This window comes from Nitratireductor aestuarii (assembly GCF_014641695.1).
Lineage (GTDB): Bacteria > Pseudomonadota > Alphaproteobacteria > Rhizobiales > Rhizobiaceae > Chelativorans > Chelativorans aestuarii.
Window position 1 is genome coordinate 306,103 of the sequence record NZ_BMIF01000003.1, and the last position, 26,309, is coordinate 332,411.

25 protein-coding genes and 1 tRNA gene are annotated in these 26,309 nt (G+C 61.3%); 11 read left to right on the forward strand and 15 right to left on the reverse strand.

Features of this window, described 5'->3' with window-relative positions; translation table 11 throughout:
• Positions 1-27 precede the first annotated feature (27 nt).
• The 3 genes from IEX27_RS07615 (at position 28) to IEX27_RS07625 (ending at position 4,714) form a co-directional block, all read left to right on the forward strand.
• Entirely contained in the window at positions 28-1,575 is a 1,548-nt protein-coding gene (locus tag IEX27_RS07615) for an OpgD/OpgG family glucan biosynthesis protein (protein ID WP_244630269.1), read from the forward strand.
• Between the two features lie 173 nt (positions 1,576-1,748).
• A complete protein-coding gene (mdoH, locus tag IEX27_RS07620) occupies positions 1,749-3,533 on the forward strand; it encodes a glucans biosynthesis glucosyltransferase MdoH (protein ID WP_280516469.1) in 1,785 nt (594 codons plus the stop codon).
• Positions 3,534-3,547: 14 nt separating this feature from the next.
• The gene (locus IEX27_RS07625; protein WP_244630271.1) at positions 3,548-4,714 is read left to right on the forward strand and encodes an OpgC family protein; all 1,167 of its coding nucleotides are present in this window, start codon (positions 3,548-3,550) and stop codon (positions 4,712-4,714) included.
• Between the two features lie 21 nt (positions 4,715-4,735).
• Here IEX27_RS07625 and lysA read toward each other — a convergent pair whose 3' ends face one another.
• From lysA to argH, 3 genes are all read right to left on the reverse strand, one after another.
• Entirely contained in the window at positions 4,736-6,001 is a 1,266-nt protein-coding gene (lysA, locus tag IEX27_RS07630; RefSeq protein WP_188720345.1) for a diaminopimelate decarboxylase, read from the reverse strand.
• 116 nt (positions 6,002-6,117) lie between these two features.
• Complete coding sequence (gene lptM / locus IEX27_RS07635; RefSeq protein ID WP_244630272.1) at positions 6,118-6,360, reverse strand: LPS translocon maturation chaperone LptM; 243 nt, start codon at positions 6,358-6,360, stop codon at positions 6,118-6,120.
• Between the two features lie 69 nt (positions 6,361-6,429).
• On the reverse strand, positions 6,430-7,851 hold the full coding sequence (gene argH / locus IEX27_RS07640) for an argininosuccinate lyase (RefSeq protein ID WP_188720346.1): 1,422 nt from the start codon (positions 7,849-7,851) through the stop codon (positions 6,430-6,432).
• A gap of 32 nt (positions 7,852-7,883) precedes the next feature.
• On the opposite strand from argH, the gene tlpA reads away from it, so the two are divergent.
• The 3 genes from tlpA (at position 7,884) to IEX27_RS07655 (ending at position 11,371) form a co-directional block, all read left to right on the forward strand.
• Entirely contained in the window at positions 7,884-8,570 is a 687-nt protein-coding gene (tlpA, locus tag IEX27_RS07645) for a thiol:disulfide interchange protein TlpA (RefSeq protein WP_188720347.1), read from the forward strand.
• A 53-nt stretch (positions 8,571-8,623) separates the two neighbouring features.
• A complete protein-coding gene (locus IEX27_RS07650) occupies positions 8,624-8,977 on the forward strand; it encodes an MliC family protein (protein ID WP_188720348.1) in 354 nt (117 codons plus the stop codon).
• A 99-nt stretch (positions 8,978-9,076) separates the two neighbouring features.
• Positions 9,077-11,371 carry an acyl-CoA dehydrogenase gene (locus IEX27_RS07655; RefSeq protein ID WP_188720349.1) on the forward strand — a complete coding sequence of 765 codons (2,295 nt, stop codon included), beginning with the start codon at positions 9,077-9,079 and terminating at the stop codon, positions 11,369-11,371.
• A 15-nt stretch (positions 11,372-11,386) separates the two neighbouring features.
• On the opposite strand, the gene IEX27_RS07660 is transcribed toward IEX27_RS07655, so the two are convergent.
• The 7 genes from IEX27_RS07660 to IEX27_RS07690 all read right to left on the reverse strand — a co-directional run bounded on the left by IEX27_RS07660 (position 11,387) and on the right by IEX27_RS07690 (position 16,685).
• Positions 11,387-12,268, reverse strand: a complete 882-nt coding sequence (locus IEX27_RS07660; protein WP_188720350.1) for a 3-hydroxybutyryl-CoA dehydrogenase — start codon at positions 12,266-12,268, stop codon at positions 11,387-11,389.
• Positions 12,269-12,373: 105 nt separating this feature from the next.
• Entirely contained in the window at positions 12,374-13,306 is a 933-nt protein-coding gene (locus tag IEX27_RS07665) for an electron transfer flavoprotein subunit alpha/FixB family protein (RefSeq protein ID WP_188720351.1), read from the reverse strand.
• Positions 13,307-13,332: 26 nt separating this feature from the next.
• On the reverse strand, positions 13,333-14,082 hold the full coding sequence (locus IEX27_RS07670) for an electron transfer flavoprotein subunit beta/FixA family protein (RefSeq protein ID WP_188720352.1): 750 nt from the start codon (positions 14,080-14,082) through the stop codon (positions 13,333-13,335).
• Positions 14,083-14,286: 204 nt separating this feature from the next.
• Entirely contained in the window at positions 14,287-15,000 is a 714-nt protein-coding gene (locus IEX27_RS07675; protein ID WP_188720353.1) for a rhomboid family intramembrane serine protease, read from the reverse strand.
• A 29-nt stretch (positions 15,001-15,029) separates the two neighbouring features.
• The gene (locus IEX27_RS07680) at positions 15,030-15,608 is read right to left on the reverse strand and encodes a cob(I)yrinic acid a,c-diamide adenosyltransferase (RefSeq protein ID WP_188720354.1); all 579 of its coding nucleotides are present in this window, start codon (positions 15,606-15,608) and stop codon (positions 15,030-15,032) included.
• Positions 15,609-15,617: 9 nt separating this feature from the next.
• Positions 15,618-15,821 (reverse strand): twin transmembrane helix small protein, encoded by a 204-nt coding sequence (locus IEX27_RS07685; protein ID WP_188720355.1) that lies wholly within the window; start codon positions 15,819-15,821, stop codon positions 15,618-15,620.
• A 30-nt stretch (positions 15,822-15,851) separates the two neighbouring features.
• Positions 15,852-16,685 (reverse strand): SDR family oxidoreductase, encoded by an 834-nt coding sequence (locus IEX27_RS07690; RefSeq protein WP_188720356.1) that lies wholly within the window; start codon positions 16,683-16,685, stop codon positions 15,852-15,854.
• A gap of 82 nt (positions 16,686-16,767) precedes the next feature.
• Between IEX27_RS07690 and IEX27_RS07695 the strand changes: the two genes are divergently transcribed.
• The gene (locus IEX27_RS07695) at positions 16,768-17,640 is read left to right on the forward strand and encodes a YihY/virulence factor BrkB family protein (protein ID WP_188720418.1); all 873 of its coding nucleotides are present in this window, start codon (positions 16,768-16,770) and stop codon (positions 17,638-17,640) included.
• On the opposite strand, the gene IEX27_RS07700 is transcribed toward IEX27_RS07695, so the two are convergent.
• On the reverse strand, positions 17,607-18,497 hold the full coding sequence (locus tag IEX27_RS07700) for a DMT family transporter (protein ID WP_188720357.1): 891 nt from the start codon (positions 18,495-18,497) through the stop codon (positions 17,607-17,609). The genes IEX27_RS07695 and IEX27_RS07700 overlap by 34 nt on opposite strands.
• A 70-nt stretch (positions 18,498-18,567) precedes the next feature.
• Entirely contained in the window at positions 18,568-19,452 is an 885-nt protein-coding gene (gene gluQRS / locus IEX27_RS07705; protein ID WP_188720358.1) for a tRNA glutamyl-Q(34) synthetase GluQRS, read from the reverse strand.
• Positions 19,453-19,541: 89 nt separating this feature from the next.
• On the opposite strand from gluQRS, the gene IEX27_RS07710 reads away from it, so the two are divergent.
• Entirely contained in the window at positions 19,542-20,192 is a 651-nt protein-coding gene (locus tag IEX27_RS07710) for a DNA-3-methyladenine glycosylase family protein (RefSeq protein ID WP_188720359.1), read from the forward strand.
• Positions 20,193-20,314: 122 nt separating this feature from the next.
• The gene (locus IEX27_RS07715; RefSeq protein WP_188720360.1) at positions 20,315-20,872 is read left to right on the forward strand and encodes an HNH endonuclease; all 558 of its coding nucleotides are present in this window, start codon (positions 20,315-20,317) and stop codon (positions 20,870-20,872) included.
• A 9-nt stretch (positions 20,873-20,881) separates the two neighbouring features.
• Here IEX27_RS07715 and IEX27_RS07720 read toward each other — a convergent pair whose 3' ends face one another.
• Positions 20,882-21,385: a disulfide bond formation protein B gene (locus IEX27_RS07720; RefSeq protein ID WP_188720361.1), complete on the reverse strand. Its 504-nt coding sequence runs from the start codon at positions 21,383-21,385 to the stop codon at positions 20,882-20,884.
• A 7-nt stretch (positions 21,386-21,392) separates the two neighbouring features.
• Positions 21,393-21,974 carry a YqaA family protein gene (locus IEX27_RS07725; RefSeq protein ID WP_188720362.1) on the reverse strand — a complete coding sequence of 194 codons (582 nt, stop codon included), beginning with the start codon at positions 21,972-21,974 and terminating at the stop codon, positions 21,393-21,395.
• Positions 21,975-22,120: 146 nt separating this feature from the next.
• Here IEX27_RS07725 and IEX27_RS07730 point away from each other — a divergent pair.
• Positions 22,121-22,205, forward strand: a tRNA-Leu gene (locus tag IEX27_RS07730).
• A 175-nt stretch (positions 22,206-22,380) separates the two neighbouring features.
• On the opposite strand, the gene secA is transcribed toward IEX27_RS07730, so the two are convergent.
• Complete coding sequence (gene secA, locus IEX27_RS07735) at positions 22,381-25,104, reverse strand: preprotein translocase subunit SecA (protein ID WP_188720363.1); 2,724 nt, start codon at positions 25,102-25,104, stop codon at positions 22,381-22,383.
• Between the two features lie 267 nt (positions 25,105-25,371).
• Between secA and IEX27_RS07740 the strand changes: the two genes are divergently transcribed.
• Complete coding sequence (locus IEX27_RS07740) at positions 25,372-26,274, forward strand: peptidylprolyl isomerase (protein ID WP_188720364.1); 903 nt, start codon at positions 25,372-25,374, stop codon at positions 26,272-26,274.
• Positions 26,275-26,309 lie beyond the last annotated feature (35 nt).

A 26,309-nucleotide genomic window follows, 5' to 3' on the forward strand; every position in this document is an offset into this window, starting at 1 on the left:
CGATCGTTCCTTGTTTCCGGAGCCAGCATGCTGATGTTTGCATCCGGGGGGTTGTCCCTTGATGCCTGGGCTCAAACGCCGACGCCGGCTGCGGAGAACGAGACTCCTCGTCAATTTTCATTCGATCTGCTGACCCAGATGATGAAGGAGCGCGCGACCAAGGACTACGAAGCTCCTGCGGAAAACCTGCCCGAAAAGATCGCCTCGCTGAACTACGACCAGCATCGCGCGATCCGTTTTCTGCCCGATCACGGGCTTTGGCAGGGCGAGTCGCCCTTCGAATTGCAGGCATTTCATCCCGGTTGGCTGTTCAAGCAGCCGGTGAAAATCCATGTGGTCGAGAGTGGCGCGGAAACGCTGGCGCACTTCGACAGCAGCATGTTCGAGTATCGTCAGCCGCTGAAGGCCGAGGACTTCAACGGCATCGAGCTGCCGGGCGTTGCAGGCTTCCGCCTCCATTACCCGCTGAACGATCCGGCCGTCATGGACGAGCTGGTCTCGTTCCTGGGAGCCAGCTACTTCCGCGCACTCGGTCGCGGCAGCTTCTACGGCATTTCTGCGCGTGGCCTGGCGGTGAACACCGCAACCTCCGAAGGCGAGGAGTTCCCCCGCTTCAGCGAGTTCTGGATCGAAAAGCCGACCCGCCAGAGCAAGGAAATCAACGTCTACGCGGCGCTCGACAGCCAGAGCGTTACCGGCGCGTACCATTTCAAGATCGTGCCGGGCCGTAACACTGTCATGGAAGTGACAGCGCGTCTGTTCACGCGCAGCGATATTCGACGCCTCGGTATTGCACCCATGACATCCATGTTCCTATATTCAGAGAATAACCGGGCTGCATTCGACGACTATCGCAATCAGGTCCATGACAGCGATGGCCTCAAGATTGTGCGCGCAGATGGCGAAGAAGTATGGCGCCATCTCAACAACCCATCCGAGCTCGCGAATTCGTTTTACGTTGAAACCAATCCGAAGGCTTTCGGGTTGTTCCAGCGTGATCGGGACTTCGACCACTATCAGGACTCAGAGGCTGGCTATCAGCGTCGACCGTCCCTGTTGGTGGAACCCATCGGCGAATGGGGCAAGGGTTCGATCAACCTGGTCGAGCTGCCAACGGAGCTGGAGGTCAACGACAACATCGTTGCGTTCTGGATCCCCGAGGCTGAGGTGAAAGCCGGGCAGGAGCTGGAATACCGCTACCGTCTGACGTGGGGCTCAATTGAGGAGCCGACGGACAAGATGGCGCGGGTTGTGGCTCTGCGCTCGGGTGCTGGTGGTACGTCAGGCGTCGAGAACGCGGGCAACCTCCGCAAGTTCGTGGTGGATTTCGAAGGCGAGATTTTCGGCTCTCTCTCGCCCGAGGACAAGGTTGAGGCAGTGATCAACGTCGGCAAGGCGAAGATCGCGCACGACAGCCTGTCCAAGGTGGAAGCGAACGGCGTCTGGCGTCTGGTCATCGATTTAGCGCCCGACGGCGATCCACCTGTCGAAATTAGCGGTTATCTTAAAGTCGGAGACAACAGGATCTCCGAGGTATGGTCTTATCAGTGGAGACGCAATGATGGTCAACGGTGAGAAGCGAGCAGTCGTGCGTCGCATGATTGAACAGAGCGGTCTTCCCTCAGCCCCTCTGATGATGCCCGATCAGGTGCTCGTTCGTGAAAAGAAGAGTTTCCGGCTGAGACCCCTTATCCATTGGCTGGCTGTTCGTTGAATAGCCGGTCAGCACCCGTGATGCACAGGTAGACGTGATGGTTTTCGCCCGGCGACTGGTATCAGTGCTATTTGCACTCGTGACGGCTTTTGCCGCGAGCGCGCTTGGCGCCGGTTATTTCTTCGCCGACGGGGCGCAGTGGCTCGATTACATTCGGGTCGGTCTGCTCGCCATCACCACCGCCTGGCTTGCATGGGGTGCTGTTCTCGGTATCAGCGGCTTATTTTGGGGCAGGGGGGCCGCACCGGCACCCCGCCGCGAAGTTCCGACCGTGAAAACTGCCGTCCTCGTGCCGGTCTATAACGAGGACCCCACCAAAACTTTCTCCCACATCGCTGCAATGATCGACAGCCTGCACAGCGCGGGCGCTTCGCAGCAGTTCGATTTCGCGGTTCTTTCCGACACGAACAGTGCGGAAATTGCCGAACTGGAAGAGCTCTGGTTCGCCCGCCTGAAGCAGGAATACGGGGAGAAGTGCCAGATCTTCTACCGCCGCAGGGTGACCAACCCGGGCAAGAAGGCCGGCAATATCGCGGACTTCATCAAGACCTCCGGCGACCTCTACGAGTACATGATCATTCTCGATGCCGACAGCCTCATGGAAGGCGCGACGATGATCGAGATGGTCCACCGCATGGAGGAAGATCCCAAGCTTGGCCTCCTGCAGACGCTGCCGAAGGTCATTCGTGCGCGTTCCTTCTTCGGCCGCGCCATCCAGTTTTCGGCGTCTTACTATTCGCCTATCTATTCGCGCGGCGTCGCTGCCCTGCAGGGCAACGAGGGGCCGTTCTGGGGCCACAACGCCATCACCCGCACGCGCGCCTTCGCGCAGAGTTGCGGACTGCCCGCGTTGCCCGGCAAGCCTCCCTTCGGCGGACACATCCTGAGCCACGACTATGTCGAGGCCGCGCTTCTGTCTCGCAACGGCTGGACCGTTCGCGTCGATCCCGACCTCACCGGTTCCTACGAGGAAGGTCCTGACAACGTTCTCGACTATGCCAAGCGCGATCGTCGCTGGTGCCAGGGCAATCTGCAACACGGCCGCCTCGTTGCAGCGCCGGGCCTGAAGCCATGGAGCCGTTTTGTGTTCGTGCAGGGCATCATGGCCTATATCGCCGCGCCGCTCTGGGCCTTGTTTCTGATCGCCGCCATCGTGGCGCCGGCCATGAAGATCATTCCGGATTACTTCCCGCAGCCGGGGCTTCCCGTTTTCCCGCGCGTCATGCAGGAAAATGCCGTCGCTCTGCTCACCGGTGTGCTCGGCCTGCTGATCGGCCCAAAACTCCTGATCTTTCTTGATGGCATGCTCACACGGCGCAACCGCACCTTTGGCGGCAATATCCGCGTCTTCACCGGCATGGTGACGGAAATCCTCTGCACGAGCGTGCTCGCGCCGATCATGATGCTTTTCCAGAGCCGTGCCGTGCTGCAGATCCTGTCGGGCATTGACGGCGGCTGGCCGGCAGCCAATCGCGAGGCTGACAAGGTGCCGCTCGCTGAATCCTGGGCTGCCAGCTGGTGGATCTCGGTGGTTGGTCTGGTCACGCTCGGCGCGGCCTGGCAGCTTGCCCCCGACTACATCTTCTACATCCTGCTGATCGCAGGGCCGCAGATCCTCGCCCCCTTCATCATCAGCTTCACATCCCATAGTTCGCACTCCGCTCGCAGCGGCCTCTTTCAGACGGCCGAGGAAGCAGCACCCGCGCCGGTCATGAAGGCGCAGCAGGCCATCCTCGCCCGTTGGCGCAAGGAGCCGGAGATTGTGTTGGAGCCTTTGCCGGCTTCAGACGTTCCCCTGGGACAGATCGTCCATAACTGAATTTGGAGAAGTCAGTGACTGATAGACCCTCCCTGCCAAGGGAGCGCGACCATCGCCTCGACATTTTTCGAGGCATCGCGCTGATGATGATCTTCATCAATCATGTACCTGGCAACATCTATGAGAACCTGACTTCACGTAATTTCGGCTTCTCTGATGCAGCTGAGGCCTTCGTGCTGATGTCGGGCATTGCCGTCGGACTTGCCTATGCGCGCGGCTTCGCAAGAGGACCTTTCTCCGAGGCTCTGCTGAAGGTCTGGAAACGGGCGGGCAAGCTCTACGTCACGCAGATGGTCATCACCATTTGGGCGATCGCCATCATTGCGGCTGGCATAGTCTTCCTCGACACGGCTGACGTGGTGCCCAGCGTGAATTTCACGCGGCTTCTGGATCGGCCGCTGGCTTCGATGATCGGCATTCCGCTGCTGACGCACCAGCTTGGCTACTTCAACATTTTGCCGCTCTATTTCGTGCTGCTGCTGGCCTCACCGATCTACATCATGATCGGCCTTCGCAGCCGCCTTGCGCTCGTTCTTTTCGCTGCTGCCATCTGGTTTGCTGCGGGCATGTTCCGCCTGAACTTCCCGAACTACCCGAACGAAGGCGGCTGGTTCTTCAACCCGCTAAGCTGGCAGCTCATCTATGCAATCGGCATCGCTGCTGGCATGGAGGCAAAGGAAGGACGCAAGCTTGTTCCCTACGATCAGGGCCTTTTCCTGTTCGCTGCCGCCTACCTGGTCTTCTCGCTGGTTTGGGTGCAGTTGAGGCTGGGCTCATTCCCGGGCAGTGGCCAGCTGCCGTTCTTCATTGCTGGCTACGACAAGACCTTCGTCGCCCTGCCGCGTCTGTTGCACGTTCTGGCGCTCGCCTACGTGCTGACCAACCTTGATGCCGTGAAAAGGCTGCTGGCGACCAAGCCCTTCCAGCCGCTCCAGTTGATGGGTCAGCACGGGCTTTACGTGTTTGCGGCTGGTTCGCTGATCGCGATCGCCTTCCAGGTGCTGCGCTATCGTTACGAGCCGAACTGGTTTGAAGACGGCGCCCTGCTGATGTCGGGCGTGCTGCTGCAGTACGGCCTCGCGCTCTTCCTCGCCTACATGTCGCCGAAGAAGTCGGCTCCGGCCCCCGAAAAAGCAAAAATGCAGGAGGGCGTTGGCCGACCTGCATTCCTGTCCCGGTAAACGGATGATGTCCTGGCTGGTTCAGAACCAGTCAGGAACAGAGTCCAGCGCCAGCAGATCCTCGTAGGTGAGGCGCGGGCGGATGACGTGGAACTTGTCGCCCTTCACCAGCACTTCAGGCACCAGCAGGCGTGAGTTGTAGGTTCCCGCCTGCACGGCGCCATAGGCACCGGCCGTTCCCACCGATATGAGGTCGCCCGGCTGCATCAGCGGGAGTTCGCGATCCTGTGCGAGGAAGTCGCCGGTCTCGCAGACGGGACCGACAACGTCCACCGTGATGCGTTCAGCGCCTGCACCCGGCTCGATCACAGGCTTGATCGAGTGATAGGCTTCATAGAGCGTCGGCCGGATCAGATCGTTCATCGCCGCGTCAACGATGAGGAAGTTCTTCGCCTCGCCGCGCTTCAGGTAGATCACTTCGGAAACGAGGATACCGGCATTGCCTGCAATCAGGCGGCCTGGCTCCACGATGACCTTCACGCCCAGCCGCTTGATGTGCTTCTGCACGATCTCGGCATAGGCATCCGGCAGCGGCGGAGGCGTGTTGTCCTCGCGATAGGGCACGCCGAGACCACCGCCGATGTCTACGTGATCGATCTCATGGCCGTCGGCGCGCAGCGTCTCCGTCAGCTCGGAGAGCAGCGCGAAAGCCTTGTCGAACGGTCCGAGGTCGGTGATCTGGCTGCCGATATGCATGTCGATGCCGGTTACCTTAAGGCCGGGAAGCTCGGCAGCACGCTTGTAGGCCGCCTGCGCGTCCTTCCACGAAATGCCGAACTTGTTCTCGGCCTTGCCGGTGGAGATCTTCTTGTGCGTCTTGGCGTCCACATCCGGGTTGATGCGCAGCGACACCGGCGCAACCTTGCCGAGGGCCTGCGCGCGGGCGGAGATCATCTCCAGCTCGGGAAGGGACTCGACGTTGAAGCAGAGGATGCCGGCGTTGAGTGCGAAGTCAATCTCGCGCGCGGTCTTGCCGACGCCGGAGAACAGGATCTTGCTGGCCGGGATGCCTGCGGCCAGCGCACGGCGAAGCTCGCCTTCGGAAACCACGTCAGCGCCGCTGCCAAGGGCGGCGAGCGTCTTCAGCACGGCCTGGTTCGAATTCGCCTTCATCGCGTAGCAAACGAGCGAGTCAAAGCCCGACAGCGCGTTCGAGAAGACGTTGTAGTGGCGCGTAAGCGTGGCGGTCGAATAGCAGTAGAAGGGCGTCCCGACAGCAGCCGCGATCTGCGGCACAGGGACATCCTCCGCGTGCAGGATGCCATCGCGATATTCAAAGTGGTTCACGACAGGAACCTTTCCTTAGCTCAGATTGAAGCTCTCCGTGAAAACGTCGGCCGTTTTCCTTTGAGGCAGCACAAGTCTCGGACACTGGACCCGATGGACGGGCGGTGTCCGGAAACTCAGATCAGCGGGTCGAGGAAGAACTTGCGCTCTTTGACCGGCTCTTTGGGCGCTGGCGGCAGTGGCTCATTGTTGCGTTCGGCCTCTTTGCGCGCCTCGACTGCCGCCTGATAAGGCGTGTCGAGGTCACCCTTGCGCCCGCAGGCTGTCAGGGCAACCGTAGCGCCGAGAAGAACGATGGTCATTGTAGTGCGAACATTCATCCCCGAAACCCGCTCTGTCGATCCCGTTTTCCTGAGCATGCCAGCTCCGACAGGAAGCTGCCATGCTCCATTCTCAGTTAGCCACGCAATTCTGCGCCGGACGGCAAGTTAACCTTTGTTCAGGTCCTTGTTGTCCTTTGCAAGGCGCTTGCGCCAGTTCTTGATCTGCTTACGGACTTCCGAAGGCGCCGTGCCGCCGTAGGACGTACGACTCTTCACCGAGTTGGAGACCGATAGCACAGAATAGACGCCTTCGTTGATGGATTCGTGGATTGCCTGGAGGTCTTCAAGCGAGAGCTTTTCCAGCCCGCACTTCTTCTCTTCGGCGAGCGCCACGGCGCGTCCGGTGACGTGATGCGCCTCGCGGAACGGCAGGCCTGCCTCGCGCACCAGCCAATCGGCGAGATCAGTGGCGGTCGAGAAGCCCGAACCGGCGGCCTTCTTCATGGCGGCCGCGTTGATCTCGATGTCCTTGATCATGCCGGTCATGGCGGCGATCATCAGGTCCAGCGTCTCGGCAGCGTCAAAGACGGCTTCCTTGTCTTCCTGCATGTCCTTGGAATAGGCGAGCGGAAGACCCTTCATTACCGTCAGCAGGCCGATCAGATGGCCATTCACGCGACCGGTCTTGGCGCGGATGAGCTCGGCCGCATCCGGGTTCTTCTTCTGCGGCATGATCGAGGAGCCGGTGGAGAAGGAATCCGACAGGCGCACGAAGCCGAACTGCGGCGTCGACCAGATCACGATCTCTTCCGCCAGACGCGACAGGTGCACCCCGCAGATCGCGGCGAGGGACAGGAACTCCAGCGCAAAATCGCGGTCGGAAACCGTATCGATCGAGTTGCGGGTGGGTTCGCGGAAGCCGAGCGCCTTGGCTGTCATGAAGCGGTCGGTCGGGAAGCCGGTGCCGGCGAGCGCGGCAGCGCCCAGCGGGCACTCGTCCATGCGCTCGATGGCGTCGCGCACGCGCGAACGGTCGCGGCCGAACATCTCGACATAAGCCATCAGGTGATGGCCGAAGGTTACCGGCTGCGCCGTCTGCAGGTGCGTGAAACCCGGCATCACTGTGGCATAATGCTCTTCGGCACGGTTGAGGAAAGCTTCCAGCAGGTCGCCCAGCGCGCGGTCGATGCGCTGCAGCTCTTCCTTCACCCACAGGCGGAAATCGACAGCAACCTGGTCGTTGCGCGAGCGCGCCGTGTGCAGGCGACCGGCCGCCGGACCGATGAGTTCGGCGAGCCGCGCCTCGATGTTCATGTGAATGTCTTCGAGGCGGGTGGAGAACTCGAACTTGCCGGATTCGATCTCTGACAGGATCGTGTTCAGGCCCTGCGAAATTTGCTTTTCGTCCTCGGCCGAAATAATGCCAGTTTTAGCCAGCATGGCAGCATGGGCCAGGCTGCCGCGAATGTCCTGGGTGTAGAGCTTTCGGTCGAAGCCGATGGACGCGTTGATCGCCTCCATGATGGCATCGGGTCCTGAGGCAAAACGTCCGCCCCACATGCGGTTGCTGGCTTTGGTGTCACTCATTGTGTTTAACCGGGCGCTGAAAGAGTTTTGAAATGCTGGAGACCAAGTCGAAATTGCCCACTCTGCGTCTTGTTGCGCTTGCCGCCGTTGCAGGCATCCTCGTCGGAACTACAGCCCTATACGTGATGGGTGGCCTTGCTGGCAACCAGTCGGGCGGAGATGTGGTGACACAGGCAGCGGCTTCCTGTCCAGCACAAGCTGCAAGAGTGGCGGCAATCGACCCGCTGATCACCGGTGATGTGGCCGCCCTGCTGCCCGCCGAGGACGCCCAATCGGTTATCGACCTCGGCTTCAAGGGACCGGACGGCAATCCGCTGACGCTGGCGCAGTTCACCGGCAAGGTGACACTGGTCAACCTCTGGGCCACCTGGTGCGCGCCCTGCCGCGAGGAGATGCCCGCGCTCGACGAGCTGCAGGCAAAGATGGGCTCCGACAGGTTTGAAGTCGTGGCCGTCAACATTGATCGTGGTGATGATGAGAAGCCCAAGGGCTTCCTCAACGAGATTGGCATCCAGAACCTCGCCTATTACCGCGACGAGACGACCGGCATCTTCAACGAGCTGAGGCGCAGGAATCTCGCTGTCGGCCTGCCCGTGACCCTGCTTGTCGACGAGGATGGCTGTCTGCTGGCTCACATGAACGGCCCGGCTCACTGGTCAGGTGAGGATGCGCTGAAGCTGATCGAGGCCGCCATGGAGACGCAGCAGCCGGCTGGCTGAACCTTGCTGCATGATCCCTGGGTGGCTACTCTGGCCGTTCAAGGAGACAATTCATGCGGATCAAACTTCTTGCTATCGCGCTGCTGGCTGCAAGCCAGGGTTCAGCTGCCGAACTGACGATCTCCATTCCCGGTTACATGGACTTTCCGGTCGAACGCATCCAGGCGACCTACGACTGCAGGGGCCAGACGCTGGAGGTGGAGTACGCCAACGCCGGTCCGGTTTCTCTTGCCGCCTTCGTTTACGACGGCTTGCCCGTGGTCGCCGCCAATGTTCTGTCCGGCTCCGGCGTCCGCTATGCCGGACGTCAGTACATTTGGTGGACCAAGGGCAAAGACGCTTCGCTCTACGACCTGATGCAGGGCCAGGACGCTGCACCGGTCCTCGAATGCTCCGAGGTGCGTTAGCCTACGCCTCGGTTTACCGTGAGCTTGCTGGAACCCGCCACCTTGCCGCCGACTTTGTTGCTATAGTCGTGGTCTATTATAGTGAGTGAGGCAAGCCGTATGGATTTCCGCACCTTCCGCCGTGAGCGTCTGTCCCGCCCCATCTATGGATGGGCGAAGCGTCTGATGCCACCCATCTCCGAGACCGAGCGGGAGGCAATCGATGCGGGAACAGTCTGGTGGGACGGTGCACTCTTCAGCGGCAATCCGGACTGGAACGAGCTGCTCGCAACCCCGCCCGCCCGCCTGACACCGGAAGAACAGGCCTTCATGGATGGCCCCGTTGCCCAGCTATGCCGCATGGTGGACGACTGGGAGCTGAACTGGCGCGACCGTGATCTTCCACCCGAAGTCTGGACCTTCCTCAAGGAGCAAAAATTCTTCGGCATGGTAATCCCCCGCCAGTACGGCGGGCTGGGCTTCTCCAATTTTGCTCATTCTGAGGTAGTGCGCACCGTCTCCTCGGCAAGCGTGGTGGCAGGTGTCACCGTCATGGTGCCCAACTCCCTTGGCCCCGGTGAGCTTCTGGTCCACTTCGGCACTGAGGACCAGAAAAACTATTGGCTGCCGCGCCTTGCGGAAGGCTCTGAAATCCCATGCTTCGGCCTGACCTCGGAAGATGCGGGCTCTGACGCAGCCTCCATGACGGACACGGGCGTGGTCGGGTATGGCGAGTGGGAAGGCGAGGAGGTGCTGGGCATCCGTCTCAACTTCGCCAAGCGCTACATCACGCTTGGGCCCGTCGCGACCGTCATGGGCCTCGCCTTCAAGATGCTCGATCCGGAGAACCATCTGGACAGGGGTGAGGATCTCGGTATCACCGTTGCGCTCATGCCGATGAACCTGCCGGGCATCAGCCACGGCAAGCGGCACGTGCCCCTGCAGGCCTTCTTCCAGAACGGGCCGATCTACGGCAAGGACGTCTTCGTTCCGCTCGGCCATATTCTCGGTGGCGAGGCACAGATCGGCAAGGGCTGGAAGATGTTGATGACGGCGCTTGCAGCGGGCCGAAGCATCTCGCTGCCATCGCAGTCCGCCGCTTCGGCTGCCATGTGCGCGCGTGTGAGCGGCGCCTATGCCAGCGTGCGCCGTCAGTTCGGCGTTCCAATCGGCAGGTTCGAAGGCATCCAGGAGCTGCTCGCGGAGTTGGCCGGCAATGCCTATCTCGTCGATGCCGCGCGGCGTCTCACCCTGTCCGCGCTCGACCAGGGCCATCGCCCATCCGTGCTCTCGGCGATCATGAAGTATCACGCGACCGAGCGCATGCGGCAGTCGATGAACCACGCGATGGATATCCATGGCGGCAAGGGCATCATCGAGGGCCCGCGCAACTATCTGGCGGCAGGCTACCGCTCCGTACCGATCGGCATCACGGTCGAGGGCGCGAATGTGCTGACGCGCAACCTGATGATCTTCGGCCAGGGCGCGATCCGTTCGCATCCGTTTATGCTGGAAGAGCTGCTAGCGCTTTCTGATCCTGACCAGGAGAAGGGCTTCGACAAGTTCGAGGAGACCTTCTGGGCCCATGTCGGCCATTCGGTGAAAAACGCGGGCAGGGCATTCCTGAGGGGCTGGAGTTTCGGGCTTCTCGCGCCTGCACCACGCCGGGCCGCGAACGCACGGCACTGGAAGATGCTGTCGCGCTATGCCTCAGCCTTTGCGCTCCTTGCGGATCTGTCGCTCCTGACGCTCGGCGGCGCGCTGAAGCGCCGGGAGATGCTCTCGGCCCGTCTGGGAGACATCCTGGCCGAGCTCTACCTGCTGGGCGCAGTTCTCAAGCGCTACGAGGAAGAGGGTGGGCTTGCCGAGGATCGGCCCATCGTTGAATACGTCATGCTCAAGGGCCAGTCGCGTTTGGCAACAGCTTTTGCCGGTGTGCTGGACAATCTTCCGGCGCGCTGGGCGGCCTGGGCAGTGCGCCTGATCGCTTTCCCGTTCGGTCTCCCGCGGAAGGCTCCGCGCGACCGCCTGACACAGCAGATAGCCGAAATTCTGCTGCAACCCTCTGCGCAGCGCGAGCGTCTGACGCCGGGACTCAATCTCGGCGAGGGAAGGGAAGATCACCCTGTCCGGCACCTTGAGGAAGCTTTCGGTCTAGTCCACCAGGCTGCTGGTGTCTGGAAGCGGATGCGCGCATCCGGGGTCCGCGATCCGGAAGAGGCCTTCAGGCGCGGCATCATTTCACTGGCGCAGCAGGAACTTGTCACCCGGGCAGAAGCTGCGGTTGCGAGAGTGGTCGCGGTTGACGCATTCGATAGCGACGAGCTTCGTGCCCCCGATCGCGTCCCTGAGCCCATGAAGCTGCGCGCAGCCCCACAAACGAAATCGGCAGCCAATGATCAGGCTGCCGAGTAAGGACCAATAGATGGATCAGCGCGTCGGGACCGGCGGGTCTTCGCGGTAATCGTAGAAGCCACGGCCCGTCTTCCGGCCGAGCCATCCGGCTTCCACATACTTCACGAGGAGCGGGCAGGGGCGATACTTCGAATCGGCCAGACCCTCGTAAAGCACCTGCATAATCGACAGCACCGTATCGAGACCGATGAAATCGGCCAGCTGCAGCGGGCCCATCGGATGGTTTGCGCCAAGCTTCATGGCCGTATCGATCGCCTCGACCGAGCCCACACCCTCATAGAGCGTGTAGATCGCCTCGTTGATCATCGGCAGCAGAATGCGGTTGACGATGAAGGCCGGGAAGTCTTCGGCGACGGTCGTCGTCTTGTCGAGGCTCTGGACGAAGGCGCGCGCCGTCTCAAACGTCTCGTCTGCCGTGGCGATACCGCGGATCAGCTCCACCAGCTTCATCACCGGAACCGGGTTCATGAAGTGAATGCCGATGAAGCGTTCCGGCCGGTCGGTCTGCGAGGCAAGGCGCGTGATGGAAATGGACGAGGTGTTGGAGGCGATGATCGCTTCCGGATTGAGGATCGGACAAAGCTGCGCGAAGATCTTGCGTTTGACGCTCTCGTCTTCGGTCGCGGCCTCGATCACGAGATCGGTATCGGCGAGCATCTCGATTGAGGTTGCGTGCTGGATGCGCCGAAGCGCTTCCATGCGCTTCTGTTCGTCAATCTTTCCGGTCGCAACCTGTCGTGCCAGATTGCCGCTCACTGTCGCGATGCTGGCCTCAAGCCGGTCCTGTGCCACATCATAAAGCTTCACGTCATAGCCAGCGACGGAAGCGACATGTGCGATGCCGCTGCCCATCTGGCCTGCGCCTATGATGCCAATCGACTTGATGGTTCCTGTCATAACGTGCTCCACGGAAATTATCGCACATCGGCCTGCGGATAAGCGAATAAGGGGCAGGGCAGTTTCCTGCCCCGCCCCTTCAATGTGCATGCGTTAGCGCGAATGTCAAAGCGCCTTTTCGAGCTCCGGCAGGATCTGGAAGAGGTCGCCGACGAGGCCGTAGTCGGCCACCTGGAAGATCGGGGCCTCCTCGTCCTTGTTGATGGCGACGATCACCTTGGAGTCCTTCATGCCGGCAAGGTGCTGGATCGCACCGGAGATGCCCGCGGCAATGTAGAGCTCCGGTGCAACCACCTTGCCCGTCTGGCCAACCTGCCAGTCGTTCGGCGCGTAGCCTGCGTCGACCGCAGCGCGCGATGCGCCAACGGCAGCACCGAGCTTGTCGGCCACCGGCAGGATCACCTCGTTGAACTTCTCAGCCGAGCCGAGTGCACGGCCGCCCGAGATGATGATGCGGGCACCAGTCAGCTCCGGACGGTCGCTCTTGGCAACCTGGTTCTCGACGAACGTCGAGACCGCCGGATCAGCCGCTGCCGAAACGGTCTCGATCGAAGCCGAGCCGCCTTCCTTGGCAGCGGCCTGGAAGGAAGCCGTGCGAACGGTGATCACACGCTTGGCGTCGGTCGATTCCACCGTCTGGATCGCGTTGCCGGCATAGATCGGACGCTTGAAGGTGGTGGGGTTGACGACGTCGATGATGTCGGAGACCTGCATCACGTCGAGGAGAGCTGCGACGCGCGGCATGACGTTCTTGGCCGTCGAAGTGGAAGCGGCGATAAGCGTGTCGTAGTTGCCGGCCAGCGCCACAACGGTGGCAGCCAGCGGCTCCGCCAGCTGAGCGCCGAGGCTTGCGTCGTCGGCGACCAGCACCTTGCGCACGCCTGCGAGCTTCGAAGCTGCTTCAGCAACAGCACCAACGCCCTGGCCTGCGACCAGCACGTCGATGTCGCCGCCGATCTTCTGGGCAGCCGAGAGAGCCTTGGCCGTCTGGTCCGACAGCGCCGCGTTGTCGTGTTCCGCGATCAGGAGAATTGCCATTTTGTTATTCCTTTCCTATCCGGAGCTTAGAGAACGCCAGCTTCGTTCTTGAGCTTGTCCACCAGTTCGGCAACCGAACCAACCTTGATGCCTGCCTTGCGGCCGGCCGGCTCTTCAGTCTTGAGAACCTTGAGGCGAGCCTTCACCTCGACGCCAAAATCGGCCGGAGCCTTCTCGTCGAGCGGCTTCTTCTTGGCCTTCATGATGTTGGGGAGCGATGCGTAGCGCGGCTCGTTGAGGCGCAGGTCCGTCGTGACGATCGCCGGAAGCTTGACGTCGACCACCTGCAGGCCGCCATCGACTTCGCGCGTCACCTTGGCCTGGCCTTCGCCGATCTCGAGCTTGGAAGCGAACGTGCCCTGCGCCCAGCCAAGCAGGGCTGCGAGCATCTGGCCGGTCTGGTTGGAGTCGTCGTCGATCGCCTGCTTGCCGAGGATGATGAGGCCCGGCTGTTCAGCGTCGGCGACACCCTTGAGGATCTTGGCGACGTCGAGCGGCTCGACGGTCTCGTCGGTCTTGACCAGGATGGCGCGGTCGGCACCCATTGCGAGCGCCGTGCGGAGCGTCTCCTGGGCCTGCTGGACGCCGATGGAGACGACAACGATCTCCGACACCTTGCCGGCTTCCTTCTGGCGGATTGCCTCTTCGACGGCGATCTCGTCGAACGGGTTCATCGCCATCTTGATGTTGGCAAGATCAACGCCCGATCCGTCAGCCTTCACGCGAGGCTTAACATTCGCATCGATCACGCGCTTTACGGGGACAAGGACTTTCAACTGCAGAACTCCTCTAGTTGCATTCATTCATGCCGAAGACCCGGCGCCCGCTCACGCAATGTGCTCTGGAGGGCATCTGAACATGCAAGAAACTTCGTTTCACGACATCCGCCGCGCGCGCGGAAACTAATTGTCCGCGTTTCATGCGTCAATAGAACAGGCGCGAGACGCGCTGAGTGAAAAACAGTTATGCCCAATCCGCGGTTATTCCACCCGAGCGGGCTCCGGCGGCACCTCGATCTTCTCGAAAAGCGGCACGCCCGACCGGCGGAGCGGCACGACCAGGATGGCGCCCGCGATGATGCCGCCGACATGCGCGGCCCACGAGATGTTGCCCCCCGTATCAAAGGCGATCATCAGGAACTGCGAGGCGATCCAGGTGACGAGCACAATATAGGCAGGCAGGCGCAGCGGAATACGCGCGAAGGCCAGCACCCAGAGCCGCACCCGCGGATGCAGCATCAGGTAGGCGGTGACAACACCTGCGACGGCTCCCGATGCGCCGATGAGGGGCATCTGTGAGTCAGGCGTCACCATGCCATGCATGACCGCTCCGGCGACGGTGCAGGCGAAGTAAAAGAGGATGTAGCGCAGATGTCCGAACGCATCCTCGACATTGTCGCCGAAGACCCAAAGGAAGAGCATGTTTCCGCCGAGATGGATCAGGTCTGCATGCACGAAAGCGTAGGTGATGTAGGTTGCCGGCAGCGGCACCATCTCAAGCTCGGGCGGCAGGATGGCGAGGTTATAGGCGACCGAGGGAATGTAGCCGAGGCCGTAGGCGGCCGCTTGGCTGAACTCCAAGCCGGAGACCGAGGTGAACACATAGACGACGATGTTGATCGCGATGATCGTCAGCGTCACATATTGGTGCTTGATGTAGCGAAGCCTGTTGGAATCGTAGAGCGGTATGAACATGTGAACCCACAGGCTTCGGACACTTCAGGCTAGCGGTTTTGCCCCGGTACCCATAGCACATCGGTTGCGCCATTGTCATTGACAGTGCGTGATGCCACGAAGAGCAGGTCCGACAGCCGGTTGATGTACTGCAACGCGGCCTCGCCGACCTTCGATCCTTCTTCGTGGGCGAGGCGGACCATCGCCCGTTCAGCCCGTCGCGCCACCGTCCGCGCCAGATGCAGAGCGGCTGCGGCGGGCGAGCCGCCTGGCAGGATGAAGGACTTGAGCGGCTGCAGCTCTGCATTCAGCTGATCGATCTCCTTCTCCAGCCGCTCGACCTGCGCGGGAACGATGCGCAGAGCCTCGAAGGCGAGACCTTCGCTTTCCGGCGTGGCGAGATCAGCGCCAAGATCGAAAAGATCATTCTGGATGCGCGCGAGCATTGCATCGAGATCGCCATGCGTCTCGGCCACATGGATCCGCGCCATGCCGATGACGGCGCTCGTCTCGTCGACGGCGCCGATCGCCTCAAAGATGGCGTCGCTCTTGGCGCGCCGCTCACCCGTGACGAGCCCCGACGTGCCCTTGTCACCTGTCCGCGTATAGATCTTGTTGAGCTTGACCATGGCCGCGCCTCACCCGTTGCCCTGGCTGTTCAGCCAGAGGAGTGCGACGGCAACGGCGATGGCAATGGCCTGAAACAGGACGCGATAGCGCATCAGGACGTTCGACTTCTCGGGCGAACCGCCCCGCGCCATATTGAGAAGCCCGCGCAGGAGCACGAAAACGACTGCCGCCAGGAGCGCTATGAGCAGGATGTTGAGCACGGTGGATGACATCTGGATGTCCTTTCAAAACGGCGAGTCGAATCAATCCTGCCGGGACAGTATGCGATAGAGCAGAGAGGCAGGAAGTATCCGTTTGAGGCCAACGCCGAGTTTGGCCGGCAATGTGACCACATAGTGTGGCCGCGGTTTGGGGTGGTTGAGCGCGTGTTTGAGCACCTTGTAGACGGCCTCGGGTCCGAGCTTCAGGGCCGACTTTCGACCCCCGCCTTCCAGCCGTCGCAATTGCGCCTGATAGGCTTCCCTATGGGCTGACCCTTCGACATCAATGTGGCGGCGGAAAAAGGGAAGGCCGTTGGACGCGATCTTCGAGGTAACCGGCCCCGGCTCGATCAGGCTCACGTGAACGCCGGAACCTTGAAGCTCCAGTCGCATACAGAGCATGAGCCCTTCGACCGCGTGCTTGGAGGCCGCATAGGCACCGCGAAAACGCACCGGCATGAGGCCGAGGATCGATGAGGTGTGGACCAGCCGCCCATGGCCCTGTTTCCGCATGACGGGTACGATACGTCTCGTGAGATCGTGCCACCCGAAGAAATTTGCCTCGAACTGTTCGCGTAGCGCTTCCATCGGAAGATCCTCGACAGCGCCCGCCTGAGCATAAGCACCGTTATTGACGAGCGCATCAAGCCTGCCATTGCTGCGGGCGAGCACCGTCTCCACAAGTGCTGCAATCGACTCCGGTTCCCGATAGTCGAGATAGAAGGCCTCGATCCCGTCGTGGCGCAGCCGCTCCAGATCCTCAGGTTTTCTCGCCGTGGCAAACACCTGCCAGCCGTCCGCCTTCAGCGCGCGGGCGCAATGAGCCCCGATGCCGGACGATGCGCCTGTAATGAGGACGGTTCTTTGTGTATTCATGCCGAATCCTGGCGCTGGTGTCTTGTCAATCATAGCAATGGCTTCACATACAGGCTTAACGAAGGATCGGCCATTGGTGAGCATGGAAGAAAAGACACAGGGCAGCGGCGCATTCTATGCGTTTCGCAAGGTTGCGGGCGACGCTTTCGGCCATTTCAACAATGACGACGGTTGGGCGATGGCCAGTCATCTGGCGATCAGCGCAATCATGGCCCTGTTTCCCTTCCTGATCTTCGCGACCGCCCTTGCGAGCTTCATGGGCGCCGACCGCTATGCGGAAACGGTGGTTGATCTCATCTTCCAGACCTGGCCGGACGTGGTGGCCAACCCCATCGCGCGGGAGGTTCACAACGTCCTTGGTGTTCGGCGCTCCGACGTGCTCACCATCGGTGTCCTGATCGCTGCCTTCTTCGCGTCCAATGGCGTAGAGGCCCTGCGCATGTCGTTGAACCGCGCCTATCGTATGAGTGAAAAGCGCTCGATGATCGCGCTCCGCGTCCAGAGCATAGGCTATGTGCTGGTGGCGACGCTCGGGTTCACGGCCGTGAGCCTGATGCTGGTCGTTGCTCCCGTCGCGGCTCGTGTTGCCGTCTCCTACCTCGACTGGCTGGAGCCCTGGATGGGGATGATCACGCTCTGGCGCTACGTGATCGCGGTGACGGTGCTCGTCCTGTCGCTGATCGTCGTGCACCTCTGGCTGCCTGCGGGCAAACGCACGGTGGGAGAGATCCTGCCGGGCCTTGTCTTCACCCTGGCCGGCTGGCTCGTGGGGTCAAGCGTGTTCGCCGCCTATCTCTCGCGCTTCTCAAGCTACGCCTCCACCTATGCGGGCTTGGCCTCGATGATGATTGCGGTCGTCTTCCTCTACATCATTTCCGCGATCTTTATCCTCGGCGCGGAGATCAACGCCGCGATCATGCGTTACCGCGTGTCACGCTTGCGCCGGTCCGCCTGAACGGTCGCAAGCGCCACGCCAAGCGTGGTGACGGCCATGCCGACGAGTTGCACCGCGTTCAGCGTCTCGTTGAAGAGCAGCCAGGCCATGAGCGCCGTGACGGCTGGAACGAGATAGAACAGCGACGCCACGCGCGACACTTCACCTGCGCGGATCAGCACCATAAGCAGCAGCACGGCTGACACCGAAAGCACGATGACCAGCCAGGCCATCGCAAAGACCAGCTCGCCGGTGAGCACATATTCGCGGGTCTCGAACAGGAACGAGATCGGCAGCGCGATGAAGAGCCCGCCAATATATTGCCAGATCGTTCCGGTGAGCAGGTCGGCATTGGCCACGAACTTCTTCTGCCAGACGGTGCCGAGGCTCATGCAGACGACGGCGGCAAGGCCGGCTGCGATGGTGGCAGGCGTGACGCCACCCGTCACATCGCCGAGCTTCGGCGAGATGACGATGGCGACGCCGGTAAAGCCGATGATGAGCCCCGTCCAAAGCCGCCGGTCCACGTTCTCTCCGGCGAACGCGCCCGCGATGAGGGCCGTGAGTAGCGGCTGCAGCCCGACGACAAGCCCCGCGAACCCTGCTGGCAGGCCATGCCGCACCGCCCAGAAGATGCCGCCGAGATAGACCCCGTGCATCAGCGCCCCTGCGATGGCTGCGTGAACGGCTGTCATTGGCGACAGGCGTTTCGCCTTGAAGAATGGTATCAGAACCATGAGCAGCGTAATGCTGAGCACGATGCGCACCGCGATGAAGGTGAACGGCTCCATCCACGGCATGGCGTAGCGCGCACCGATGAAGCCGGTCGCCCAGAGCACAACGAAGACGGCGGGGATGGTTCGGGTGAGGCTTAGCATGGAGGGTTCCGGTGAGAGGTTCGCAGATTTCACGCGATCGCTGCGAAAAGGAAAGTGGAATTTAGCGCGATCACGGCAACTCGAAGCCTATCATCCGCATGATGTCGTGGGGCGAAGCGCCAGCCTCGCGGAGACTTGCAATGGACGTATCATTCGCGCTTTTGGAAAGCTTGCGGCCGCTTTCGTCCAGCACCAGCCGATGATGGTGATAGCGCGGGACCGGTAGCTTCAGCAGTTCCTGCAGAACGCGATGCACGGCTGTCGCGTAGATGAGGTCGCGTCCGCGCACCACGTGCGTGATGCCCTGAAGCGCGTCGTCAACAACCACCGCCAGATGATAGCTTGCGGGGATCTCCTTGCGCGCGATCACCACATCACCCCAGGCGCGCGGATTGGCGGTCACAATTCCTGTCTCGCCCTCCGGGCCTTCGCCATCCTCTTCCCAGAAAAGCGTTTCGCCGATGTGCCGGCAGGCCGCTTCCATGTCGAGCCGCCAGGCGTAGGGCTCGCCGTCTTCCATCCGCTGGCGGCGTTCAGCCTCAGAGCGTTCCTGGTCGACCGGTGGGAAGATCGGCACACCGTCCGGGTCCTTCGGCCAGGCTTCACCCTCCGCTTCCGCTTCGGCAATGTAGGCGCGCACTTCGCCCCGCGTGAAGAAGGACGGGTAGACGAGTCCTGCCTCGACTAGCGTCTCCAGCGCTTCCGTGTAATCCGCGAAGTGCTCAGACTGGCGACGAACCGGGGTTTCCCAGTCAAGCCCCAACCATTCGAGGTCGCGCAGGATGCCAGCCTCCAGCATGGGCGTGCAGCGGGTGGTGTCGATGTCCTCGATCCGCACCAGAAAGCGACCGCCTTCCTCCTGCGCCATGCTATGGTTGAGGAGTGCGGAATAGGCGTGGCCGAGGTGCAGGGCTCCATTGGAGCTGGGGGCAAAGCGAAAGACGGGCTGGTTCATAGAAGTGGCGGAAATCGGGTTGAACTGCCGGGTAAAGCGCGGCTTGATCGCGACGGTATAGCCTCAAGCACCCGTGTCAAGGAGAAGCCATGGAGAGGATCGAAACGGAAGCCGACATTGCGCGGGCGCTCGATGCACTGGAGGAGGCTGATCCGCGGCTCACGCTGGTACGGGCGAGGGCGGGCACGGTGGACCTGCGGCTGAGCGAACCCGGCTTCGCGAGCCTTGCTTCCATCGTCATTGGGCAGCAGGTCTCGCGCGCCAGCGCGCAGGCCATGCTGAACCGGCTCGTTGCGCTTGTGCAGCCGCTGACGGCAGAGCGCCTCCTTGCTTCCGATCTTTCTTTGCTGATCCAGGCGGGGCTCTCCAGGGCCAAGCAACGCACCCTGCTTGGGCTGGCATCAGCGATTGAAGAGGATGGGCTGGACCTGCAGGCGTTGGTCGAGCGTCCCTCCGATGCAGCGATCGCTACGCTGGTAGATCTACCCGGCATCGGCCCATGGACGGCCGAGGTCTTCCTGCTGACCGCCGGTCACGCGGATGTGTTTCCGAGCCGCGACGTAGCACTTCAGGCGGCGGTGGGGCAGGGGCTGGCACTTTCATCGCGACCGGATGCGCGGATGCTTGCCGGGATGGCTGAAGCCTGGCGACCCTGGCGATCGGTGGCGGCGCGCCTCTTCTGGGCGTTCTACCGGGAACAAAGAGGCAGGGAGGTGATTCCTGTCACGGAGCCCGCATAATTTGGCGTGGAAAGCCGGGCGGAAACGTGAGGAGCTGCGACAATATGCTTCACAATGCTGTCATGGCGGGATTAGAATATCGGGGTCGATCGAGCTGGACCGCTCACGGGAGCTAGAAACACGTGACGATCGCTTTCTCGCCAGAGGGAATGCCCGCTCTGGTTCTAAATGCGGACTTCAGGCCGCTAAGTTACTATCCCCTGTCGCTCTGGTCGTGGCAGGACGCCATCAAGGCTGTATTTCTCGACCGCGTGAACATCGTCGCAGAATATGAGCAGACGGTTTCGTCACCCTCCTTTTCGATGCGACTACCAAGCGTGGTGAGCCTCAAGACCTATGTGAAGCCTTCGCTCTATCCCGCCTTCACCCGCTTCAACGTGTTCCTGCGGGACCACTTCCAGTGCCAGTACTGCGGCGACAAGCACGATCTCACCTTCGACCATGTCATTCCGCGCCACCACGGGGGCATGACGACATGGGAAAACGTCGTTGCTTCATGCGCACCTTGCAATCTCAGGAAGGGATGCCTGCTTCCGGAGCAGGCGGGCATGGTCCCGCGTCAGAAGCCTTACAAGCCGACTGTCTACGACCTGCACAATGCCGGGCGGCACTTCCCGCCCAACTATCTGCACGAGAGCTGGCTCGACTATCTCTACTGGGATGTCGAACTGGAGCCCTGATAATCCGGCCTATTTACGAAAGGCTGCGGTAAGTGCGATCGTCGCGAGGATGGCGCTGACGATGAAGTTCCATCCGGCAAAGGAAAGACCCAGGAACCGCCATGCAGCATCCTTGCAGGAAGGCGGGATGATCGCATTCAGCTGGTCGAGCAGGCTCCCGCTGTTGGAGGAAACGATAGGCGTTGCGCAATCGGCGGGACCCTCCCACCACGCCCACTCCACACCTGCGTGGAAGCCTGCAAGAACAAGACCCCAAAGCATCAACCCGCCGCCCACGAGGATAAGCAGGCGCGTCACGATGGTAGGCAGGCGCATCACGGACCAAAGCGCGGCCACCACCATCACAGGAACGCCGATGTAATAGGGAATGCGCTGCTCGAGACAGAGCTTGCAGGGCAGGTACCCGCCGATGTGCTGGAACGCCAGCGCCGTGCCGACCGTCGCGGCCATGGCAGCCGCCAGGAAGGCGGAGACGAACGTGTATGAGCGATAGAGCTGGCGGGATAGGGACATCTAAGCCTCAGATAACGTAGCGAACGGCGACAAACCCGCCGATAAGCAGGGCCATGAAAAGGGTGAAAAGAAGACCGAGGTGCTTCTCGATGAACACCCGGATTGGCTCACCCATCTTATAGAGCAGCCAGGAGACGAGGAAGAAGCGCAGCCCGCGGCCAACGATCGAGACGACGATGAACATGGGGATGCTGAAGCCGGTCGCGCCTGAAAAGATCGCAAGCACCTTGTAGGGGAATGGCGTGACAGCTCCAAACAGGATCGCCCAGCTGCCCCACTCATTGTAGAGGTTCGCAATCTCTGCGAAAGCCGCTTCCTGCCCGTAGAACTTGAGGATTGGAACGCCAATCACCTCGTAGAGGAATGCGCCGATTGCGTAACCCAACAACGCGCCGAGCACCGAGGCAATGGTGCAGAGGAGGGCATAGCGCAGCCACTTCGCGCGGTTGGCCAGCACCATGGGGATGAGCAGAACGTCTGGCGGGATCGGGAAAAACGAGCTTTCGATAAACGAGACTGCCGCGAGGCTCTTCTCCGCATGGCGGGTTGCCGCCAGCGACATGGTGAAATCATATAGTCTGCGAAGCATATAGGACCCTCGGTGATTGGCTTGTGTACCCCCGTGGTGCTAGCGGTTCAATCGGGCGGAATGACATATCGCGTTCAAATTGCCGTAACCAGTTGACGGCCCCATGCGACTTCGTATAGTCCGCGCATGCTGCAACTCATCAGCATGCCCCCGTGGTGGAATTGGTAGACGCGCTCGACTCAAAATCGAGTTCCGAAAGGAGTGTCAGTTCGAGTCTGACCGGGGGCACCACAATTTTCCAATGGTCCAGTTTCTTTGGTTGCCCGGCACTTAGCCGGCGGCACGCCCTACCTGCATATCTGTCGGCTGACAGCCCCATCTTCCGAGGTGGGGCTTTGTTGTATCAGGACTTACGCCAGTCACAAAAAAGGCCCCTCGCAAGGGGCCTTTGGACCTGCGCCTCAGCTTACTCGAAAGCGCCGTGGCAGTGCTTGTACTTCTTGCCGGAGCCGCAGGGGCAGGCCTCGTTGCGGCCGACCTTGCCCCAGGTGGAGGGGTCGTTCGGGTCGCGTTCTTCCGCCGGCACTACGCCCTGGGCGGCAGCTGCGAGCGTCATGGTCTCGCCGTCGAACTCATCGACACCGGTCGAGGCGTCCATATGGTGCGTTTCGATCTCGCGCGGCATCTCCGGCGGCGGAGGCGTTTCGCGGACCAGCTCGACGCGGGACAGCTGCGAGGTGACGACCACGCGCAGGTTCGCCAGCATGGCCTGGAAGAGCTCGAAACCTTCGCTCTTGTACTCGTTCAGCGGATCGCGCTGGGCATAGCCGCGGAAGCCCACGACCGAACGCAGGTGATCGAGGTTGACCAGGTGCTCGCGCCAGAGCGAGTCCAGCGTCTGCAGGAGGATCGACTTCTCGACGTAGGGCATGATCTCGGGGCCGAAGCGCTCCGCCTTCTCGGCGAATGCCTTGTCGGAAGCCTCGGTGATGCGGGTGCGGATATCGTCTTCCGCGATGCCCTCTTCCTGCGCCCAGGCGTCGACCGGCAGGTCGAGGTTGAGATCGCGGCGAACCGCTTCCTTCAGACCCTCGATGTCCCACTGCTCTGCGTAGGCGTTTTCGGGAATGTGCTTGGCAACCAGGTCATCGATGACGTCGTGGCGCATCTCGGCGACGGTTTCGGAGAGGTTCTCGCCGTCCATCAGTTCGATGCGCTGCTCGAAGACCACCTTGCGCTGGTCGTTCATGACGTCGTCATACTTAAGCAGGTTCTTGCGGATGTCGAAGTTGCGGGCCTCGACCTTCTTCTGCGCCTTTTCCAGAGCCTTGTTGATCCAGGGATGGACGATGGCTTCGTCTTCCTTGAGGCCCAGCTTCTGCAGCATTCCGTCCATGCGGTCGGAGCCGAAGATGCGCATCAGGTCGTCCTGCAGCGACAGGTAGAACTTCGAGCGGCCAGGGTCGCCCTGACGGCCGGAGCGGCCGCGCAGCTGGTTGTCGATGCGGCGGCTTTCGTGGCGTTCGGTCGCCAGCACGTAGAGACCGCCTGCAGCGAGAGCCTGCTCCTTGAGCCGCTGTACGTCCTCACGGATCGCCTTTTCCTTGGCCTCGCGCTCGGGACCCGCCGGCATGCCGCCCAGTTCCTCGGCGATGCGCATGTCCGCATTGCCGCCGAGCTGGATGTCGGTACCACGGCCAGCCATGTTGGTGGCGATGGTGACAGCGCCCGGACGGCCTGCCTGCGCAACGATCGATGCTTCACGCTCGTGGTGGCGGGCGTTCAGGATCTCGAAGTCTTTCAGCCCTTCCTTCTGCAGGAGGACCGCCAGCTGCTCCGACTTCTCGATGGAGGTCGTGCCGACAAGGATCGGCTGGCCACGCTCGCGCGCGACCTTGATTTCCTTGACGATGGCGCGGAACTTCTCCTCCGCCGTCCGGTAGACTTCGTCGTCCTCGTCGATACGCTGGACGGGAAGATTCGTCGGGATTTCGATGACGTCAAGGCCGTAGATATTGGCGAATTCTTCCGCTTCCGTCGAAGCCGTACCGGTCATGCCGGCAAGCTTGCTATACATGCGGAAGTAGTTCTGGAAGGTGATCGAGGCGAGCGTCTGGTTCTCGGGCTGGATCTTGACGTGTTCCTTGGCTTCCAGCGCCTGGTGCAGACCGTCCGAGAAACGGCGGCCCGGCATCATGCGGCCGGTGAACTCGTCGATGATCACGACCTCGTCATCGCGGACGATGTAATCCTTGTCGCGCTGGAACAGCCTGTGGGCCTTCAGCGCGTTGTTCAGGTGGTGAACGATCGCGACGTTCTCGACGTCGTAAAGTGATTCGCCGCGGAAAAGCTTTGCCTCACGGAGAAGATTTTCCATCTTCTCGGTGCCTTCTTCGGTGAAGGTGGCGGTGCGCTGCTTTTCATCGACCTCATAGTCGCCTTCCTCAAGGCGCGCCATGAAGGCGTCGATCGTGTTGTAGAGTTCCGAACGGTCTTCGAGCGGGCCTGAAATGATGAGCGGCGTGCGCGCTTCGTCGATCAGGATCGAGTCCACCTCGTCCACGATGGCGTAGTGGTGGCCGCGCTGGGTCATCTGCCCGCGCTCATACTTCATGTTGTCGCGCAGGTAGTCGAAGCCGAGCTCGTTGTTCGTGGCATAGGTGATGTCGCAGGCATAGGCCGCGCGGCGCTCTTCATCGGAGAGGCCATGCACGATGATGCCGGTGCTCATGCCCAGGAAGCCATAGACGCGGCTCATCCACTGGGCGTCGCGGCGGGCCAGGTAGTCGTTTACCGTGACCACGTGGACGCCCTTGCCGGGCAACGCGTTGAGGTAGGTGGGCAGCGTCGCAACCAGCGTCTTGCCTTCACCGGTCTTCATCTCGGAGATGGAGCCCTCGTGGAGGACCATGCCGCCGATCAGCTGGACGTCAAACGGGCGCAGGCCGATGGCGCGCCGAGCGGCTTCCCGAACCACGGCAAAGGCCGGCACGAGAAGGTCGTCAAGAGACCGTCCTTCCGCCAGCTGCTTGCGGAATTCTTCGGTCTTTCCTCGCAATGCTTCGTCGGAAAGAGCCTTCATCTCAGCCTCGAGAGCGTTGATGGCGTCAACGCGAGGCTGCAGGCCGCGAACGCGGCGCTCGTTTGCAGAACCAAATATCTTGCGGACAAGGCCGCCAAAACTGACCATCAGATGGTCCTCTCAATTCGTCTTTCGGACAATGGGATGCCGCATGATTGCGCCAGTTTCAAGCGTTGCCTGAAGAGTGACGAGCCAACGCCCCATGAAAGGACTTCTGGACGCTGGGTTGCGAGACAGATAAGAGGGGCCTGTGGCGATGTCAACTTCGGGGGATGCTTGGGGCTATCGCAAACTTCCGCCATATTTTTGGGACGTCTGAACTCTTACCTTTCTGATCCCGCCGTGTTCGATACCTATCAACGGAGATATTCTCTCATGCAAAGTTCTTTCCGCAAAAATCTCGCAGCCTCGATCGGGCTCGCTTTGATAATGGGCATGACGAGCTCATATCCGGCTTCCGCTCAGGAAGACAAGGTTATCGCGACGCTCAACGGACAGCAGATCACCGAGGCGGACATGGCTCTCGCAGAAGAGCAGCTTGGTGCACAGTTCGGCCGCCTCCCCGAGGCGGAACGCCGTGTGGCTCTGCTTTCCGCTCTGATCGACCTGAAGCTGCTGGCAAATGCCGCCGTGGAACAGAAGATCGACGAGTCCGACGAGTTCAAGCAGCAGCAGGAATTTCTGCGCAACCAGGCCCTGCACAGTGCTTTCATCGAAAAGAACGTCATCGAGCAGATCACCGACGATGAGGTGAAGGCCCGTTATGACGAAGAAGTGAAGAAGCTCACGATGCCGGAGGAAGTCCACGCCCGACATATTCTCGTCGAGAGCGAGGACGAGGCCAAGGCGATCATCAAGCAGCTCGACGACGGCGGCAACTTCGAAGAGATCGCCAAGGAGAAGTCGAAGGACGGCGCTGCCGCCAACGGCGGTGATCTCGGTTACTTCACCAAGGGCCGCATGGTGCCCGAGTTCGAGACCGCAGCTTTTGCGATGGAGTCCGGCAGCTACTCCAAGGAGCCGATCAAGACCCAGTTCGGCTGGCACGTCCTCAAGGTAGACGACAAGCGTCAGCAGCCGGCTCCGACACTGGAGCAGGTCTCCGACGAAGTCCGCTCGGTTATCGTGCGCGAGAAGTACGTTGCCACGCTGAAGGACATCCGCGGCAAGGCCGACGTGAACATCCCGGATGCAGAGCTGAAAGCCAGCGTCGACAAGCTTTACCAGCAGCAGACCGGCGAGGCTGGCGAGGCCCCTGAGACCCCGGCCGCTCAGTAAAGCCAGGCTGAAGCCATCTGTTTGGGCGGGAAGTG